The 16,912-nt window shown below is 42.5% G+C and carries 17 protein-coding genes; 13 read left to right on the forward strand and 4 right to left on the reverse strand.

Features of this window, described 5'->3' with window-relative positions:
- Positions 1-48 precede the first annotated feature (48 nt).
- Positions 49-726 (forward strand): nitroreductase family protein, encoded by a 678-nt coding sequence (locus CDH51_RS10100; protein WP_100628470.1) that lies wholly within the window; start codon positions 49-51, stop codon positions 724-726.
- 56 nt (positions 727-782) lie between these two features.
- On the forward strand, positions 783-1,625 hold the full coding sequence (locus CDH51_RS10105; protein ID WP_100628471.1) for a hypothetical protein: 843 nt from the start codon (positions 783-785) through the stop codon (positions 1,623-1,625).
- A 78-nt stretch (positions 1,626-1,703) separates the two neighbouring features.
- On the opposite strand, the gene CDH51_RS10110 is transcribed toward CDH51_RS10105, so the two are convergent.
- On the reverse strand, positions 1,704-2,126 hold the full coding sequence (locus CDH51_RS10110) for a nucleoside-diphosphate kinase (RefSeq protein ID WP_100628472.1): 423 nt from the start codon (positions 2,124-2,126) through the stop codon (positions 1,704-1,706).
- A 187-nt stretch (positions 2,127-2,313) separates the two neighbouring features.
- Here CDH51_RS10110 and CDH51_RS10115 point away from each other — a divergent pair, with 187 nt between their 5' ends.
- From CDH51_RS10115 to CDH51_RS10130, 4 genes are read left to right on the forward strand one after another with little or no spacing between them, the layout of a single operon-like run.
- Positions 2,314-3,348, forward strand: a complete 1,035-nt coding sequence (locus CDH51_RS10115) for a DHH family phosphoesterase (RefSeq protein WP_100628473.1) — start codon at positions 2,314-2,316, stop codon at positions 3,346-3,348.
- Between the two features lie 29 nt (positions 3,349-3,377).
- Positions 3,378-4,304: an FKBP-type peptidyl-prolyl cis-trans isomerase gene (locus CDH51_RS10120; RefSeq protein ID WP_100628474.1), complete on the forward strand. Its 927-nt coding sequence runs from the start codon at positions 3,378-3,380 to the stop codon at positions 4,302-4,304.
- Between the two features lie 18 nt (positions 4,305-4,322).
- Positions 4,323-4,874 (forward strand): FKBP-type peptidyl-prolyl cis-trans isomerase, encoded by a 552-nt coding sequence (locus CDH51_RS10125; RefSeq protein WP_100628475.1) that lies wholly within the window; start codon positions 4,323-4,325, stop codon positions 4,872-4,874.
- The gene (locus tag CDH51_RS10130) at positions 4,871-5,428 is read left to right on the forward strand and encodes an FKBP-type peptidyl-prolyl cis-trans isomerase (RefSeq protein ID WP_232724792.1); all 558 of its coding nucleotides are present in this window, start codon (positions 4,871-4,873) and stop codon (positions 5,426-5,428) included. The genes CDH51_RS10125 and CDH51_RS10130 overlap by 4 nt, the downstream gene beginning before the upstream one ends.
- A gap of 95 nt (positions 5,429-5,523) precedes the next feature.
- On the opposite strand, the gene CDH51_RS10135 is transcribed toward CDH51_RS10130, so the two are convergent.
- The gene (locus CDH51_RS10135; protein ID WP_100628476.1) at positions 5,524-6,111 is read right to left on the reverse strand and encodes a methyltransferase family protein; all 588 of its coding nucleotides are present in this window, start codon (positions 6,109-6,111) and stop codon (positions 5,524-5,526) included.
- Between the two features lie 34 nt (positions 6,112-6,145).
- Between CDH51_RS10135 and CDH51_RS10140 the strand changes: the two genes are divergently transcribed.
- Together CDH51_RS10140 and deoC are read left to right on the forward strand one after the other, a co-directional pair.
- Entirely contained in the window at positions 6,146-7,354 is a 1,209-nt protein-coding gene (locus CDH51_RS10140; RefSeq protein WP_100628477.1) for an NAD(P)-dependent oxidoreductase, read from the forward strand.
- The gene (gene deoC / locus CDH51_RS10145) at positions 7,344-8,012 is read left to right on the forward strand and encodes a deoxyribose-phosphate aldolase (RefSeq protein WP_100628478.1); all 669 of its coding nucleotides are present in this window, start codon (positions 7,344-7,346) and stop codon (positions 8,010-8,012) included. Before CDH51_RS10140 ends, deoC begins: the two co-directional genes overlap by 11 nt.
- Here the strand turns inward: deoC and CDH51_RS10150 are convergent.
- A complete protein-coding gene (locus CDH51_RS10150) occupies positions 8,009-9,118 on the reverse strand; it encodes a Na/Pi symporter (RefSeq protein ID WP_100628479.1) in 1,110 nt (369 codons plus the stop codon). The genes deoC and CDH51_RS10150 overlap by 4 nt on opposite strands.
- A gap of 237 nt (positions 9,119-9,355) precedes the next feature.
- Between CDH51_RS10150 and CDH51_RS10155 the strand changes: the two genes are divergently transcribed.
- The 5 genes from CDH51_RS10155 (at position 9,356) to CDH51_RS10175 (ending at position 15,678) form a co-directional block, all read left to right on the forward strand.
- Positions 9,356-10,489 (forward strand): hypothetical protein, encoded by a 1,134-nt coding sequence (locus CDH51_RS10155; protein ID WP_026946410.1) that lies wholly within the window; start codon positions 9,356-9,358, stop codon positions 10,487-10,489.
- Complete coding sequence (locus tag CDH51_RS10160; RefSeq protein ID WP_100628480.1) at positions 10,490-10,933, forward strand: nucleoside deaminase; 444 nt, start codon at positions 10,490-10,492, stop codon at positions 10,931-10,933.
- A 105-nt stretch (positions 10,934-11,038) separates the two neighbouring features.
- Positions 11,039-11,647, forward strand: coding sequence for a superoxide dismutase (locus CDH51_RS10165; RefSeq protein ID WP_100628481.1), 609 nt, complete (start codon positions 11,039-11,041; stop codon positions 11,645-11,647).
- 202 nt (positions 11,648-11,849) lie between these two features.
- A complete protein-coding gene (locus tag CDH51_RS10170) occupies positions 11,850-14,282 on the forward strand; it encodes an outer membrane beta-barrel family protein (protein WP_100628482.1) in 2,433 nt (810 codons plus the stop codon).
- A gap of 73 nt (positions 14,283-14,355) precedes the next feature.
- The gene (locus CDH51_RS10175) at positions 14,356-15,678 is read left to right on the forward strand and encodes a serine hydrolase domain-containing protein (protein ID WP_100628483.1); all 1,323 of its coding nucleotides are present in this window, start codon (positions 14,356-14,358) and stop codon (positions 15,676-15,678) included.
- Between the two features lie 16 nt (positions 15,679-15,694).
- Here CDH51_RS10175 and CDH51_RS10180 read toward each other — a convergent pair whose 3' ends face one another.
- Positions 15,695-16,867, reverse strand: a complete 1,173-nt coding sequence (locus CDH51_RS10180; RefSeq protein WP_100628484.1) for a DUF4221 family protein — start codon at positions 16,865-16,867, stop codon at positions 15,695-15,697.
- Positions 16,868-16,912 lie beyond the last annotated feature (45 nt).

Raw genomic sequence — 16,912 nt, forward strand, 5'->3', positions numbered from 1 at the left:
CGGCTATTCTGCTAAAAACGGCTATCTTCAAGGGTAGCCGTTTTTTTTATGGAAAAGAAAATAATCAAAGGGTTTCCACACCTCAAGTTTGAACATCAGGAATACACCGAGGAAGAACTGATTCAGCGCTCCGATGAATTTTATCAAATGATGAATCGGAGAAGAACCATTCGGGAATTCGATGATCGAGATGTACCAAGAGAGGTATTGGAAAAAATCATTCTTACTGCAGGAACTGCCCCCTCCGGGGCCCACAAGCAGCCTTGGACCTTTTGCCTGATTTCAGACCCCAAGATCAAACAAAAAATCCGGGAAGCAGCTGAAGAGGAAGAACGGATCAGCTATGAATCCAGAATGACCGAAACCTGGAAATCCGATCTAAAGCCCTTAGGAACGGATTGGGAGAAGCCATTTTTGGAAATCGCTCCTTATTTAATTGTAGTATTCAAGCAATCCTATGGAATGGAAGGTGATGAAAAAATCCAACATTACTATGTGAATGAATCCGTGGGAATTGCTTGTGGTTTTTTGATTGCGGCGATCCATCAGGCCGGGTTAGTCACGGTGACACATACTCCTAGCCCGATGAATTTCCTCAGTGATATCCTTAATCGTCCCAAGCATGAGAAGCCTTATCTACTCCTACCGGTAGGTTATCCTAAAAAAGAGACGTTCGTACCGGATATTCATCGAAAGAAATTGGAAGAAATTTTGATAAGCTATTAAACCTATGGCTTTTGCCTCAGTCAAATGGGCAGTTTTGGATATAAAATTTCCCGATCATGAACAGACTACAAAAAACACTAATTGCCCTTGCAGCAGTAGGCTTTCTTTTTACAGCCTGCCAAAAGGAGGATGAAGCTCCCATCAGCCAACTGGAGGACTCGGAAGAGGTAAATCGTGAAACCGACCTGACTGGAACACTAGAAGATATTGATGATGTCGTCCTGACAGGATTTCAGCGAAATGGATTTGCAGACCGGACCGTAGCCACTGTAGAGGAAGACCTTTGCGAGCGGGTGGATATCACCTGGCTACCCAATGAAAAGAAAATGATCCTAGATTTTGGAGATGGATGCACCAGCCCGAGAGGAATCACGCGAAAAGGTAAAGTAATTGTAAACTACACCGGCAGATATTGGGCACCCGGATCTGTCATCACGACTACCTTTGAGGATTTTTACATCAATGAGCGAAAAATCGAAGGGGTCCGAATTGTAAGAAATGAAGGCTTCAATCAAAATGATAGATTTTTCACCTTTATCACTCGAGTAGAAGGCGGGAAAATCACCTGGCCTGATGACACTACCCGTACTTTCGAATCCAGACACACCAAGCGTATCTTCCTACCAAACGGTGATAGAGGTTTTATTTATGCAGTGGACGGAGGGTCTGAAGGAATCAATCGCAGAGGAAATAGCTATCGAGTAGAAATCACCGATCCCTTGATCTACGCACAGCGTTGTATCAATACCGGCATCAAAATTCCTAGCAAAGGTCTCCTTACCTTGAATGTCTCCGAAAGACCTCAAATTTCTGTTGACTTTGGAGATGAGGGTTGCGATCGTGAGGTGACTATTTCCAGAGGTGACCAAAGCAGGACGATCACCATCCCAAGAGGATAATTTTAGACTATATTTCACAAAAAAGGCTGTTCCGATTTATATCAAAACAGCCTTTTTCAATTTTTACCTTTTTGATAATTATCTAATTCGCTCTAGTTGAGAAAAGTAGAAGTTTCCTTCGATCGCTGCATTTTCATCAGAATCGGATCCATGTACTGCATTCGCTTCGATGGATTTTGCAAAGATCTTTCGGATAGTTCCTTCCGCAGCTTGCTCAGGATTAGTTGCTCCAATCAGTTTTCGGAAGTCCTCCACCGCATTGTCTTTTTCCAAGATAGCAGCGATGATAGGTCCTGAAGACATGTATGCACAAAGATCCTTGTAGAAAGGTCTCTCCTTATGAACTTCGTAGAATTTTCCAGCAAGTTCTGTTGTCAATCGGGTAGCTTTCATGGCCACGATCTTAAAGCCTGCTTCTTCGATCATTTTCAAGATAGCCCCTGAATTGCCAGCTTCGAAAGCATCCGGCTTGATCATGGTGAATGTTCTGTTTCCTGCCATGTGTTTTTGAGTTTACATTGGTTTATTTCGGCCGCAAAAATAGCGGAAAAGCCCAGAGTTTCCGAAGATCATGCAGTATTTATCCAGTAGCCCGTTCATTTTCAATAAAATGGGCACTTTGGCATTTGCGAAAAAATTACTGACCTTTGCGGACTACTAGTGCATACGTGCCGTAGAAAACTGACAAATGGAAGCATTAGCCTCATTCAAAAGAGAACTCTCCTCCCCCAAAAATATATTCATTACCACCCACGTAAAACCCGACGCTGACGCTTTAGGGTCTTCGCTTGGTATGGCTGGCTATTTGAAAAAGAAAGGCCACCAAGTAACCGTGGTAACACCGACTGATTATCCTTCTTTCCTAAACTGGATGGAAGGAAATGATGATGTCTTGGATTTTAGCAGGGAGGATCACCGAAAAAAAGCAGATAAAGCTCTAAATCAAGCAGATATTGTCATCTGTTTGGATTTTTCATGCTTGAACAGAGTCAACGAACTCGGAGAGCTTATTCGCAAATCTGACGCCTACATCGTCAACATTGACCATCATCAGGATCCGGAGGATTTTGCAGATTATAGACTCTGGAGTACAGAAGCTGCAGCTACCTGCGAACTGGTGTATGAATTGATAGTAGCCCTGGAGGACAGAGACTTGATCGATGAAAGTATCGCATCTTGCCTCTACGCAGGGATCATGACAGATACCGGTGGGTTTAGACATCCCAATACTACCAAAAACGTCCATCTCGTCGTTGCAGACTTAATCGACCTTGGTGCCAATGTGACCCAGATTGCTAACTGGATCTATGACTCCAATTCGGTCAATAGGCTGAAATTTATTGGTTTTGCTATCAGTAGACGTTTGGTGATTCGTGAAGATCTACACATGGCATACTTTGCCATCAGCAAAAAAGATCTTAAAAAATATCAAAGCCGAACCGGAGATACCGAAGGCTTAGTAAATTACGCGCTTTCTCTGGATGGGATCAAATTAGCAGCCCTTTTCTCTGAGCGGGAGGATGGAATCAAGATTTCATTCCGATCATCAGCAGAAGTGGCCGTGAATAAGTTTGCAGCCGAATACTTCAACGGTGGTGGACATAAAAATGCCTCGGGAGGTAAGTCCGAACTAAGCCTGAAGGAAACGGTTGAAAAGTTTGAAAAGCTCGTAGAAAAGCATCAAACCGAACTTTTTCAAGAGGAAGAGGTCTCTGTCCAGTAACAATTCGTAAAAATTTCTTCAACACCCATATGAAAAATTCACTTCGCCTGACGGCAACACTTGCCAGTTTAGTATTGGCAGCTTCCATTACTTCTTGTAAAAAAACTCAAGTAACTGAGCGGGATGGAATCGAGTACACCTACATCAATGAAGGTTCTCAAAAGCCAGAAAATGGTGAGATTTTGATGTACCACCTTCAGATCAAAAATGCTGAAGACTCCTTGATCTACAATACCTATGATCAGCCTGTACCTGGCTATTTGATGGCGAATGACAGTATCCCAGTCAATAATGGGATGGATGAGATCTTCATGGCATTGAAAAAGGGAGACAGCATTACCTTTACCTCTCAAGTTCAAACCATTTTTGGCCCGAATTTCCCTCCTTTTTTAGACGCTGAAGAGGAGTTGGTAGTGAATCTTGGTGTGATGGATATCATCTCTCAGGATTCTTTGAGCCAATACTTTGCTCAAGTTTCCATTATCGAAAATGAGAAAAGAGCAGAGCGTGCCAAAGTGCTTTTGGTAGAAGACGGAAAGAAAATCGAAGAATATGCCGCTGCCAACAACTTGGATGTACAAAAGACTGAAAATGGTCTGTACTATGTCATCGAGCGGGAAGGCACTGGCCCGGAGACTACTCCTGGTACGACTATGTATGTCAACTATGCTGGATACCTTCTAGATGGCACCATCTTCGACACATCTATTCAAAGTCTTGCGGAAGAAAAAGGAATTTTCAATGCTGGACGCCCTTACGAGCCGCTTCCAGTAAACGTGGGAATGGGCCAGGTTATTCCAGGATGGGATGAAGGATTATTGCTATTGAAAAAAGGATCCAAAGCAAAGTTTCTGATTCCTTCTCCACTTGGCTATGGAGAAAATGGTGCAGGAGCGCTAATTGGACCCAACTCCATTTTGGTTTTTGACGTAGAAGTCACAGACGTACAGAAATAAAAATCACTCAATCCAATCATGAATACAAAGCTTCTATCCTACTTAGGTTTTGTTCTTTTGGCAATCGGATTTACGGCCTGTATAGACTCAGAGTCTACAGTAGAAAGTATCCTAGAAAAAGACAAAAAAGCCATTGAAGAATATTTGGCAGCAAATCCACTTACAGGACCCAAAGACTTTGTGGATGAAGTCTCCGGTTTTCGTGTCATTTGGCAAGAACTTTCGAATAGCGGCAGATTACCAGAAGCGGGAGACACCGTACAGGTAAACTATGTGGGTAAGCTTTTGAATGGTCGAGTTTTCGATACATCGATTGAATCAGTCGCAAGAGAAAACAACATCTTTTCTGAGAATAGAAATTATATACCCTTGCGGTTTATTCTGGGAAGAGGACAATTGATTGAAGGCTTCGAATCAGCAATCGCGATCATGGAGGCTGGGGATAAAGCGACCGTCATCATGCCTTCCCTATTCGGATATGGAGGTGCGGCTCAAGGTGACATACCACCCAATTCTCCCCTCATCTTCGAGCTTGATTTTATAGATTTGAAAAAAGGACCTCAGCAATGATCAAACGACTAAAAGTCTTATCCTTATTTGTATTTTCCTTTGTGGCCTTGATGGCTTGTGAACCCAACAACCCCTTTCAAACAGGCCCAGTTTACGATGAAGCGGGTAATTTGGCCATTGACCGGGAGAAAATTGATGCCTATCTGGATACAGCACGGATTGACAGTCTTTACCGCATCCATGATCCGTCAGGGGTTGTGGTGATTGTTCAGGAGGAAGGAACAGGTACTAGACCTACAAGTGGAACGGTCGTTTATTCAGATTATGTCGGTTCCCTAATTACCGATGGATCTGTTTTCGATACTACGATCGAGCAAGTGGCTATCGATAATGATATTTGGGTAGAAAATAGAGTTTACACCATATTCAGTTTTGTAGTAGGATCTGGCAATGTCATTAGAGGATGGGACTTTGGTTTCAGAAGACTCCGACCAGGATCTAAAGCCGTGATGATTATCCCATCTCCACTTGCATACCGAGACCAAACAAGCAATGCTCGAATTCCTGCGAATTCAGTCCTTAGATTTGATATTGATTTCTACGGAATTGATTGATATTCGAGAATAATATTACAAATGACCCCGTCAAAGTTCATCTCTGACGGGGTTTTTTATTTCACCTAATCTGTTTAGCCAGTAAGGAAAACATATTACCAAAATCTCATTTTGGGAAAGATGGCTGGCACCTCTTCTCTGTATTTTTTATAAGCATCCCCAAACTCAGCGATTAAGTTCTTCTCTTCAAAGTAAATCCCAATCGGCAAATAAGCGATCAGGCAAGCCAGATGTACCATGGCTGAATATGTCCCAGCCACAAAAAAGTATCCCAAAAAGATCAAAAGTAAACCTGCATACAATGGGTGCCGCATTCTACTATACCATCCTGACCGAATCAGTTTCTTTTCAGTTTGTGGTTCTTCGGGCCTAGTACCTATAAACTTCCCGATGGACCACATTTTAGAGCTTTGGACGATGATAATCGTCCCAAAAGTGGCAGCCATGTAACCAAAGTAAATCAGGAGATCACCTTCTGCTAAAAGCCGTTCTGCAGGAATCCTTATACTGTAAAGAACTAAAATCACGAAAAAGAGCAAGGAAAATAAGGAATAAAAAAGGCGATACCATTTATAGGCCTTTCCCAATTTTGACTCAAGTTTTCTTTTTAACTTGCCCGAAGCCAGAAAACTATGACTTGCATAAAAAACTGCCCAAAGCAGAATCAAATAGATGTAGTTCATTTGTAAATTTATCCAGCATCAAGAAAACAACGGTATGAAGATCGGCATTATCCGCGAAGGGAAAAATCCACCGGACAAGCGAGCTCCCTTTTCTCCCGAGCAGCTCCAAAATCTTAATGAGGAATATCAAGGCAAACTCCATTTCTACGTAGAATCAAGCCCGATACGGGGCTATTCGGACGAGGAATATGAATCAGCCGGAGTGGAAGTTTTGGAGGATATCTCTGGCTGTGATGTACTTTTTGGAGTGAAGGAAGTGCCTATTGAAAAGTTGATTCCAAATAAGACCTACTTTTTCTTTTCTCATACGATCAAAAAGCAGCCTTACAATCGAAATTTGCTTCGGGCTGTTTTGGAGAAAAACATCCGACTGATCGATTATGAGGTCCTAACCGATGATAATAAACAGCGAGTAGTCGCCTTCGGACGCTGGGCAGGCGTAGTCGGGGCATACAATGCTTTCTGGACCTACGGTCAAAAGACTGATCTCTTCCACATCAAAAGAGCTCATGAGTGTTTTGACCTAGTGGAGCTAAAAGCCGAACTCAATAAAATTCAGCTTCCGCCGGTGAAGATTGTGTTGACTGGAACAGGACGAGTAGGAGGTGGTTCAAAGGAAATCCTGGACAGTATGGGTATCCGAAAAGTTAGTACGGAGGAGTTCTTGCATCAGTATTTTGAAGAGCCCGTCTATGTGCAATTGGACGTCGGAGATTACAACCGTAGACGCACGGATGGGGCATTTAGCAAAGAGGAATTTTATACTCAGCCGGAGCTTTACGAAAGTCACTTTGCAAAATTTGCCGAAGAGGGTGAAATCTTAATCGGTGCAGTCTATTGGGACCCAAAAGCGCCTCAGCTTTTCCAAAAATCAGAGATCGCCTCGCCGGACTTTTCCATTTCGGTGATTGCTGATATCACATGTGACATCGATGGCTACATCCCCACCACAGTTAGGCCTTCTACGATTGCCTCCCCCGTTTATGATATTGATCGGGAAAGTGGTGAGGAAATCGAAGCTTTTGGAAAGCAAAGCAGCATTTCCGTCATGGCTATCGATAATTTGCCTTGCGAGCTACCCAGGGAGGCCACCAAGGATTTTGGCAGACAGTTGAGTCAGTGGATTGTTCCGGAGCTTCTAGAGGAAAACTCTGCTATTCTTGAGCGGGCCACTATTGCCAGAGATGGTGATTTGACGTTGGAGTTTATGTACTTGAAAGACTACGTGGCAGATGAAGAATAACTTTAATCGATTTTTAGAATCCACTCTGCTAAAGCCTACCATGAAGCAGGCGGAAGTTGAATTATTGATTAGGGAGGCAATCGAATATCAATTTGTGGGTGTTTGCGTTCCGTCTTTTTGGGTCAAAAAAGTCCACCGCGAACTCGAGCAGGAGGATATACAGACAGTCACGGTGATTGGATTCCCTTTTGGATTTGAGGATACAGCTACTAAGGTGGCAGAAACCCGCGAAGCAATCAAAAATGGAGCGGATGAGCTAGATCTCGTTTGGTCACAGACCGCCTTTCACTCAGGAATGAATTGGCCAAAAATAGAAATCGCCCAGATCGCAAAAATCTGCCATGAGGAAGAGCGGGTTTTGAAAGTGATCATCGAAACAGCTTACCTCGATGAAAGTCAAATTCGGGAAGCTTGCCTAATCTGTCAGGATGCTGGTGCCGACTTTGTCAAAACCTCCACCGGTTATGCGCCTTCAGGAGCCAAAGTATCCGATATTCAGCTTATGAGACAGACACTTTCTTCGAATATCGGAATCAAAGCAAGCGGAGGAATCAAAACATTGGACTTTGCTTTGGAACTGATCCAAGCTGGTGCTGACAGAATTGGAACCAGTAGTGCCAAGGTCCTTTTTGAAGCTTGGAAAGACACCCAGTCTTAATCAGAACTGAAGTAAATCAGAAGGAATGGGATGATAAAAAACATGAGCAAAAGGTAAGCAAACCCCCAAATTCTGGATTTTACTGACTTTTTCCCCATAAAGTTTGCCAAACGAATCGGAACCTCTCTGAATCGAGGAATCCCCAAAATCAAAATTGCTCCAATGGTGTTGAACAAAAAGTGTACAATGGCCAAGGCGATTGCAGCTTCGCTTTTATAAAGCGCGGCTATTGCTGCTGTGATGGTAGTTCCAATGTTTGCTCCAACTATGAAAGGAAATACTTTTTTAAGGCTTACTTTTTTGGTAGCAACGAGCGGTACAATCAGCGAGGTCGTCACAGTAGAGGACTGAACAGCTGCCGTGAAAAAGGTCCCGTAAAAAAAAGCAAGGCTGCTATTCTTGAAGATAACTTTATTGATATCCTGAAAACTCTGCACTACAAAGGTTTTGTAAATGGAGGTCGCCAACAGCTTGATCGCGGCAAAAACCAAAAACACGGCAAGGATAGTAGTCAAAAAGGGAATCCCAATAGATTCAACCAGCCAATTGGTGAGAGGCCTGGTAAACAAGGAGTGATAGACTACCGGTCCGGAGAAATCCTCGTTAGGTGCAAACCAATGCGCAAAATATAGAGCCGATTTGGTCAGCGGCTTGAAATAAAGCTCCAAAGGAAGCAGAATAAATACCGTGAAAATATTGAAGATATCATGAATGATACCTGCTGAAAGCGCGCGCTTGAATTGCTTCTTCTTCATGATGTAGGAAAAAGAAACCAGGGTACTGGTCAGCGTCGTGCCGATATTGGCTCCCATGACCAAGGGGACAGCCTGCTCCAAAGAAATAGTCCCGGCTGCAACTACCGCCACTACACTTGCGGTCACTGTACTGCTACTCTGAAGCAAAGCAGTCATCAAAAGACCGATGAATAAGCTTATGAAGGGGTTTTTGGTAGCTGAGAAGAGATCAGTAGCAACTTTGCTATTGAGATCTCCCATGGACACAGTCAGAAGATCAATCGCAAAAATGAATAGCAAAAGCGCAACCAAACCAATGGCATAACTTTTCCATTTTGCTTCTTTTTTTTGCTCTAGATCCCAGCTTTCCATTAAATGCGATAGGTGTTGGCTTGTTTTCTGATCTTCTCACTCATCTGAAAAAACACCGTTAAATTGGCGCTGCTATCCAAATTGCTTTTTGATCAAGGGGCAAAATTTGGAATTTTTTTACGATATACAACATGATGCCAAGCTTAAATAGATTGCTTATTTTTAGCTTAACAATTTCTTAACATGAAGGCCTGAATAACTTCTTTAATTTTGTCCCAAACTCCCACCAGCTAAAACATGGCCAAGAAGAGCATTGACCAAAACATAAATCAGGAAAACCTTTCCAAAACCGCCTACGCACTTTTTGACTTCACAAAAAAGGAAAGGACTTTCTTGATTGTGATATGTGTTTTGATCTCAGTGGCAGCCATCATCGCTCCCTACACCTATCCTGCGATGTGGTTTGGTTTTTTCTTAGCTGCCTATTCAGCCATCGCCAATGACAGTATTCAGACCATTGGTACCTTCATTGCATCCAATCAGCATCGAAAGTGGTATTGGCTTTGGCTCTTTATGGGAATGATTTTCGTCGCGACAGTGACTTACAGTTGGGTCGTTTATGACGGAGATGTCAGTCACCAACGCCTTTCAGTACCCGGCCTTGATCGTGCTCCAGAGGGGTTTGTCTTTTTACAGCTTGCTGCTCCTATTGTACTTTTGATCATGACTAGGCTTAGAATGCCAGTCTCCACTACCTTTTTGCTTCTGAATGTCTTCACCTACAAAGCCGGAACCATTGCTAGTGTGATGGTAAAGAGTTTTATGGGTTACATTTTGGCTTTTGTCTTGGCTATTGTGGTGTGGTTTGCCTTGGAGCGGTTGATGAAAAATTACCTCAAGGGAAAGCCAAAACCTTATTGGACCATCCTTCAGTGGATCACCTCAGGTACGCTTTGGTCGGTTTGGATCATGCAGGATGCGGCAAATATTGCTGTCTTCCTTCCGAGACAGCTTGGAGTTACTGAGTTTTTGATATACACAGGGTTTGTTTTTGTAGGCCTAGGGTTTCTTTTCTACCTGAAAGGTGACAAGATCCAGGGAATCGTCAACGAGAAGACCAATGTCACCGACGTACGGGCTGCAACAATCGTAGACTTTGTTTATGCGATTATCCTTTTCTATTTCAAAATGTACAGCAATGTACCGATGAGTACCACTTGGGTGTTCATTGGTTTGCTAGGAGGTCGTGAATTAGCCATTGCTATTGGAAAGCATGGCAAGGCCAAAAACAAGAAAGCATGGAGATTCCGAGCTTTCAAACTGGCAAGTAATGACCTTTACAAGGCGACCATCGGTTTAGTAGTTTCCTTGATTTTGGCTGTAGTGATCAATGAGGGTATTCGAAATGAAATCCTTGATTATTTCAGGTAAATGGAGCTGTATTCGGACGAATATTTCATGAATGAAGCGCTAAAGCAAGCGCAGATTGCTTTCGAAGAAGGGGAAATCCCCGTAGGTGCAGTGATCGTATCCAAAAACCGAATCATAGCAAAAGCATACAATCAAACGGAAAGGCTAAACGATGTGACCGCCCATGCGGAAATGATAGCCATTACCTCTGCAGCCAATTCTTTGGGAGGAAAATACCTTAATGATTGCCGATTGTATGTAACCCTTGAGCCATGTACCATGTGCGGAGGTGCACTTTTTTGGTCCCAAATAGGGGAAGTTTTCTTTGCAGCAGCGGATCCAAAAAGAGGATTTAGACAAAGTAACCCGAATATTCTCCACCCTAAAACAAAAATTCACGAAGGTATCTTGGCGGCGCAAGCTGAGGAATTAATTCATCGCTTTTTCGAAAAACTACGAAAATGAGATGTTTTTCGACATAAAAGAACCATTTGTCATGGATAGTGGTTACCAAAGCAGATTCTTTAAAGGGATATTTAATACATGTTTCACCATAAATTTTAAAAACAAATGGCTTTTGAACTACCATCCTTACCTTACGCATTTAATGCACTTGAACCGCATATCGATGCGCGTACTATGGAAATCCACCATGGCAAGCACCACAATGGGTATGTGAACAATCTAAACAATGCAGTAGCAGGAACTGACCTTGAAGGCAAATCACTAGAGGAGCTGATGAAAGTGGCAGGTTCCAATACAGCCGTTAGAAATAACGGAGGAGGTCACTACAATCACAGCCTTTTCTGGTCAATTCTTTCTCCAAGCGGCGGCGGAAACCCTACAGGTGAACTAGCTGGTGCTATCGATGCAAAATTTGTGAATTTTGATGAGTTCAAAGACTTGTTTTCAAAGGCAGCAGCTACCCGTTTTGGTTCAGGATGGGCATGGTTGATTGTTACTGCAACAGGCGATTTAGAAATCGTATCTACCGCAAATCAGGACAACCCGCTGATGGATGTTGCTGAAATTAAAGGTACTCCTATCCTCGGATTGGATGTGTGGGAGCACGCCTATTATCTGAATTACCAAAACCGTCGTCCTGATTACATCTCCGCATTCTGGAATGTGATCAATTGGGAAGAAGTTAACAAGCGCTATTTAGCTGCTTTGAAATAATAACTCAAAAATCAAAATTAATCCCCGGACCCAAATCCGGGGATTTTTTTGTTCGGTTTTCGGAACAATAAGTGTTCACAAACGAACACGCTTTTTTTTGTTAAATAGCCTAAAACGCCGCATGTAACAGATTTTAGGGCTTTTTGCAGTATGGCACTTCTTTTTCATTAGCTGGCACGAAAACAAAAAAGAACCAACACAAATGAAAACCGCCAACTTAATTTTTCTTTCTTTTCTATTTTACCTGATGGGCCTAAGCACCCTTGCTGCAAAAGATATCAGCAAGCTCTCAGGAAAAATCGTTGACCAAAATGGAGAGGCAGTTCCTTTCGCAAACGTTGCCTTGATCGAATCCAACAACGGTGGATTAGTGGATGGAGCTGTTTCTGATGAGGAGGGGATATTCTTTATCGAATCAGTAAAGTCTGCAACGGTCAACCTGGTGATCTCTTCAATTGGGTATACGACCTACAGTTCTGAAACCTTCGAGCTAGTTCCTGGGATGACCAAAGATTTTGGTGTCCTCAAATTGGAAGATGAAATGACTGGTCTTGATGAAGTCACTGTACAGTCATCCAGACCGGAAATCATCATCGAACCGGATAAAACTATCGTCAATGTAGAAGGAACCGTGATGGCAGAAGGGTCAAACACCTTGGATGTCATCGGTAGATCTCCAGGTGTCTATGTCGATCAGGATGGAAATATTAATCTAAATGGTCGCACTGGTGTCACAGTGATGATCAACGATAGACCTACTTACATGAGTTCGACTGATTTGGCAAACTACCTTCGGTCAATGCCCGCAGAAAACATCAAAAGTATCGAAGTCATCAACAATCCTTCTGCCCGATTTGATGCTGAAGGTGCTGCAGGTGTAATCAATATAGTATTGAAGAAAAGCACGGTAGATGGAGTCTTTGGAAATATTCAATTAGGGACTCAATACAACGGCTTGAATGCTCCACTTGCTGGTGCAACTATCAATGTGAAAAAAGGAAAATGGTCTACCAATGCGAATTTGAATTACAATGAAATCGCAAATTACAATGACCTGGATATCATCCGAAACTTTGAGCTAGAAGAAGGTACTTCTAAGTTTACTCAAGACTCCAGAATCAAAACTCGCTTCCGTACTCCGAATTTTACCGGATCGGCTAACTACGAGATCAATCCCAATCATAATTTGGGAATCAACCTTCAAGCCTCAAGATCTACCGGAGGATCGAATAATAACTCCTTCACGGAGATTTCTATTCCTGGTGAGTCGGAATTCAACTATTTGAACTCTCGAAATGATGATAATGGAACCAGAGACAGAATTTTTGGAAACCTCCACTATGATGGAAAGCTCGATACCTTAGGGACTAAAATTGCTGCGGACTTGGATTATACCATCATGAAATCAAACTCTGAGTCTTTGCTCTCCAATGAGTATTGGACCGGTGTAGATCAGTCCAATTTTACAACTGATCAAATCCTCACGCTGAATGATATGTACTATACCATCCTGACAGCAAAGGTTGATTTCACCAAACCTTTGAAAAACGGAAAGATCTTGGAAACAGGTCTAAAAGGTAGCTGGGTAGAATCAGACAACAATCTGGATCTGAGCCGTGCGATCGAAGAAGGACCCTTTGAGCCGGATCCAAATTCTAACCAGTTTATCTATAGTGAAAATGTCTTAGCTGCTTACGCTTCCTTGAAAGGGGCTTTCAGTCCAAAAGTAAACTATCAATTTGGCTTAAGAGGTGAGTACTCAGACATTTTGGGAAATTCGGTGACATTGGAACAGCAAAACAAACAACAATATTTTAACCTGTTCCCTAGCTTCTTTGTACAGCATCAGGTGAGCGAGAAGTATCAAATCATCTATAATCTAAACCGTAGAATCACTCGTCCAAACTATCGATTGCTCAATCCATTCATCTATTACATTGATCCATTGACCTCAGAAACCGGAAACCCGAATTTGAGACCTCAGTATTCGAATAACTTCGAGATGAATCATGTCATCAATGGAGCATATCAGTTCACTTTAGGTTATTCTGAGACTGAAGATGCCTTTATGCAGGTATTTATCCAAGATCAGGAAGCTAGAACGACGACCACCTTCACGGATAATTTTGATAAAACCAGAAATGTCAACTTCCGTGGAATCGTACCGGTTGAAATTACAAAGTGGTGGAATGCTTCTAACATGGTACAGGTGAATTATAACCGATTCAAGTCGCAAATTGGAGATGACTTCCTTGACACAGATCAAGTATCCTTCATGGCTCGTACCCAACATAACTTGACCTTGCCGAAAGGCTTCAAATTTGAGTTGGTCGGTATGTATGTAGGTCCACAAATTTGGGGTCAGGGTACCATCAAAGGATTTGCCTGGGTAGATGCAGGGGTGACGAAGACCTTGATGAAGGATAAGCTCACCTTATCTGTCAACGGTACTGACCTTTTCCGCTCACAGATCATCCGTGCCAATGTGGACTTCGCAGACATCAATACAGGCTTTAGACAATACCGAAGCAATCAGGGTGTGCGCTTTACCTTAAGATGGAGATTTGCTCAGGGTGAAAGCTTCCGAGTACGTTCTAGCACAGGTAGCTCAGAAGAAAGAAACCGCCTAGATTAAACTTAATGCTTTGAAAATCAGCTCCTAGCCAATATTTTAGCTAGGAGCTTTTTATATCTAACTAATTCAAATCATGCTTCGAAAATTTACACTTTACCTGTCCTTATTTTGGCTAAGCAGCACAAGCCTATTTGGCCAAAAATCGAATTTTGAGCAAACTGACCGTTTCTTTGACTCATTGGACTTTTATGATAAGTACATGGGAACTGTATTTATCGCAAAAAATGGAGAGCCCGTCTATCAAAAGGCAATAGGCTATGCAGACTTGGAAAAGCAGCAAAAATTGATCCCCACAACCAAATTTAACATCGGGTCAATTTCAAAAATGTTCACCTCAGTTTTGATTTTACAGGCAGTAGAAGAGGGAAAACTTTCATTGGATCAAAAACTGGCAGATTTTTATCCTTCAGTACCCAATGCCGAGGCTATCACCATTGACCAGCTTCTGAGGCATCGAAGCGGAATTGCCAATTTTACCAATAGCCCTCTTTATCTGAGCTATTACACCAAGCCAAAGACTGAGGATGAAATGGTAAAGATCATTGCGGAAGGCGGCAGTATCTTTACTCCTGACTCCAAGGCAGAATACTCAAATTCCAATTATGTCTTGCTGACATTCATTTTGGAAGAAACCTACGGAAAATCCTTTCAAGAACTTTTGGAAGAAAGAATTACAGGCCCGCTAAAGCTAGAAAACACACAAATATTTGATGAGATTAAGCCTGAGGAAAATGAAGCAAGATCCTATTCCTTCAAGGACAATTGGACACTAGAGTCAGAAACTGACCCAAGTATACCACTGGGTGCTGGAGCCATACAGTCCACAGTAGCCGATCTTGCAGTCTTTATCGAGAATCTTTTTGCCGGTGAGCTGATTTCAAAAGAAAGTCTGGACAAAATGACTGAGCTTCAAGATGGCTTCGGTCGAGGTATTTTCTCTTTCCCCTACTATGATCGAAAAGCACTTGGACACAATGGTGGAATTGATGGATTCCAGTCTCTTTTGGCACATTTTCCAGAAGAAAAACTGACGCTGGTTACTCTAGCAAACGCCGTGAATTTTAATACCAACGACGTCACTCTGGCACTTTTGGACTCTTATTTTGGAAAAGAGATCAAATTCCCTTCATTTCAAAGCTACGCGGTGAGTCCAGAGCAGCTTGAGTCTTATTTAGGGGAATATGCCTCTGAGCAGCTTCCGCTTAAATTCAATTTTACCAAGGAAGGAAAAACCTTGATAGTACAAGCTACTGGGCAGCCAGCAATACCTTTAGAAGCCACTGCCGAGCATACCTTCGAATTTCGGCAAGTCGGTGCCACATTTATTTTTGAACCAAGTAAAGGCACACTCACCTTCAAACAAGGAGGCGGTACCTTTACCTATCAAAAACAGTAAAAACATTCAAAGCCGGTTAATCCCGGCTTTTTTTGATCTCCACCTTATTGATTTGAAAAAAGTCCTCCTCGACATCCGGATTTGGCAATACATTAAACCAAAGATTTCCATCTCGGCTAACAAAGACATTCCCAAGTCTATCGGGCATCTCAATATCTAGCAATTTCTCACCCTCCAAAGAAAGGACCTGAAGCCGGGGCTTGTACTTTTCAGCTACCCTTGCATTGAAATCCTGCCATTGATCCTGAGACTGAATCGACTGGTATTCCTCTCGATCAAGGTCTTCATAGCCGGTCGTATAGTTGATTAACAAGTAATCTCCCACAATTGTCAGCTTGCTAATCATCCCATAGCTTGGATCAAAAGAAATAGCTCGGGGATCCGCTTTTTGAGGATCTTCACCAGGATTAACCTGAAAATCAGTCAATTCTAAGGGAATTCGCTTTAATTTTTTGTAGGGTGCTTTCAGCTCATACACATTCAAAAAAGGATCCCCACCGGAAATCACAAATAACTCATCATCCCGGATATCAAAAGTAGCGGAGAGCGTGGTCGGTTCATGCGAGCGGTTATTTTGGAAAATACTCGCAGAGTCCAAATTCAGAAACTGCTCCATACTCCCAGACTGTGGATCAACCCACACGAGTTGCTGAAAAGTATCATAAAACTCGGGCTGCGTTTTATTGTATTCTGTCCGGGGAAGTAGTCCTGTCAGTAACAATCGATCTCCTACCGGGAATATCTCCCGAATAGCATCCATCCTACCCGAAAAGCCTTTAATCTCGTCTTTTGGAGTCTTGGCGCTTCGCATGAGATTTCCTTCCAAATCATATTCAAAGACCCCATACATGGAAACCAGCTGAATTCGATTCTGATCCAAAAATCTACCCGCTGCCATCGGAAAAGACCCAAATCCATCTGGAGAATCGCGATCTTTCGAGAATTGCCCAAGGATATTACCTTGTAAGTCAGTGCTGACAAAGCTCCGCTTCTGCAAATCAAAAAACAAAGCCCTATTCCACTCAGGCTGAATATCCATAAAGGATAAAACGCCTACATAAGGTACGCGAACCGAATCAGTAACTTCCAATTCCAAGTTGATCGGTTCGGAGGCATCTTCAGTCTCCGTGCCTTGACAGGCAAAAAATGCAGCAATTACGAGTAATAGTAGATAGCTTTGTCGAATCATAATCTTTGGTTTTGACCTAAATAAATTGATAAAATATTAGAATTC

The organism is Algoriphagus formosus (assembly GCF_002807035.1).
GTDB lineage: Bacteria > Bacteroidota > Bacteroidia > Cytophagales > Cyclobacteriaceae > Algoriphagus > Algoriphagus formosus.

What these genes read in the sequence shown, in the direction of transcription:
- CDH51_RS10115 (WP_100628473.1), top strand. Translation starts at nt 2,314, where the DNA reads ATGGAAGCATTAGCCTCATTCAAAAGAGAACTCTCCTCCCCCAAAAAT.
- CDH51_RS10105 (WP_100628471.1), top strand. Translation starts at nt 783, where the DNA reads ATGAACAGACTACAAAAAACACTAATTGCCCTTGCAGCAGTAGGCTTT.
- CDH51_RS10155 (WP_026946410.1), top strand. Translation starts at nt 9,356, where the DNA reads ATGGCCAAGAAGAGCATTGACCAAAACATAAATCAGGAAAACCTTTCC.
- CDH51_RS10170 (WP_100628482.1), top strand. Translation starts at nt 11,850, where the DNA reads ATGAAAACCGCCAACTTAATTTTTCTTTCTTTTCTATTTTACCTGATG.
- CDH51_RS10140 (WP_100628477.1), top strand. Translation starts at nt 6,146, where the DNA reads ATGAAGATCGGCATTATCCGCGAAGGGAAAAATCCACCGGACAAGCGA.
- CDH51_RS10175 (WP_100628483.1), top strand. Translation starts at nt 14,356, where the DNA reads ATGCTTCGAAAATTTACACTTTACCTGTCCTTATTTTGGCTAAGCAGC.
- CDH51_RS10120 (WP_100628474.1), top strand. Translation starts at nt 3,378, where the DNA reads ATGAAAAATTCACTTCGCCTGACGGCAACACTTGCCAGTTTAGTATTG.
- CDH51_RS10165 (WP_100628481.1), top strand. Translation starts at nt 11,039, where the DNA reads ATGGCTTTTGAACTACCATCCTTACCTTACGCATTTAATGCACTTGAA.
- CDH51_RS10130 (WP_232724792.1), top strand. Translation starts at nt 4,871, where the DNA reads ATGATCAAACGACTAAAAGTCTTATCCTTATTTGTATTTTCCTTTGTG.
- CDH51_RS10135 (WP_100628476.1), bottom strand. Translation starts at nt 6,111, where the DNA reads ATGAACTACATCTATTTGATTCTGCTTTGGGCAGTTTTTTATGCAAGT.
- CDH51_RS10125 (WP_100628475.1), top strand. Translation starts at nt 4,323, where the DNA reads ATGAATACAAAGCTTCTATCCTACTTAGGTTTTGTTCTTTTGGCAATC.
- CDH51_RS10110 (WP_100628472.1), bottom strand. Translation starts at nt 2,126, where the DNA reads ATGGCAGGAAACAGAACATTCACCATGATCAAGCCGGATGCTTTCGAA.
- CDH51_RS10100 (WP_100628470.1), top strand. Translation starts at nt 49, where the DNA reads ATGGAAAAGAAAATAATCAAAGGGTTTCCACACCTCAAGTTTGAACAT.
- deoC (WP_100628478.1), top strand. Translation starts at nt 7,344, where the DNA reads ATGAAGAATAACTTTAATCGATTTTTAGAATCCACTCTGCTAAAGCCT.
- CDH51_RS10160 (WP_100628480.1), top strand. Translation starts at nt 10,490, where the DNA reads ATGGAGCTGTATTCGGACGAATATTTCATGAATGAAGCGCTAAAGCAA.
- CDH51_RS10150 (WP_100628479.1), bottom strand. Translation starts at nt 9,118, where the DNA reads ATGGAAAGCTGGGATCTAGAGCAAAAAAAAGAAGCAAAATGGAAAAGT.
- CDH51_RS10180 (WP_100628484.1), bottom strand. Translation starts at nt 16,867, where the DNA reads ATGATTCGACAAAGCTATCTACTATTACTCGTAATTGCTGCATTTTTT.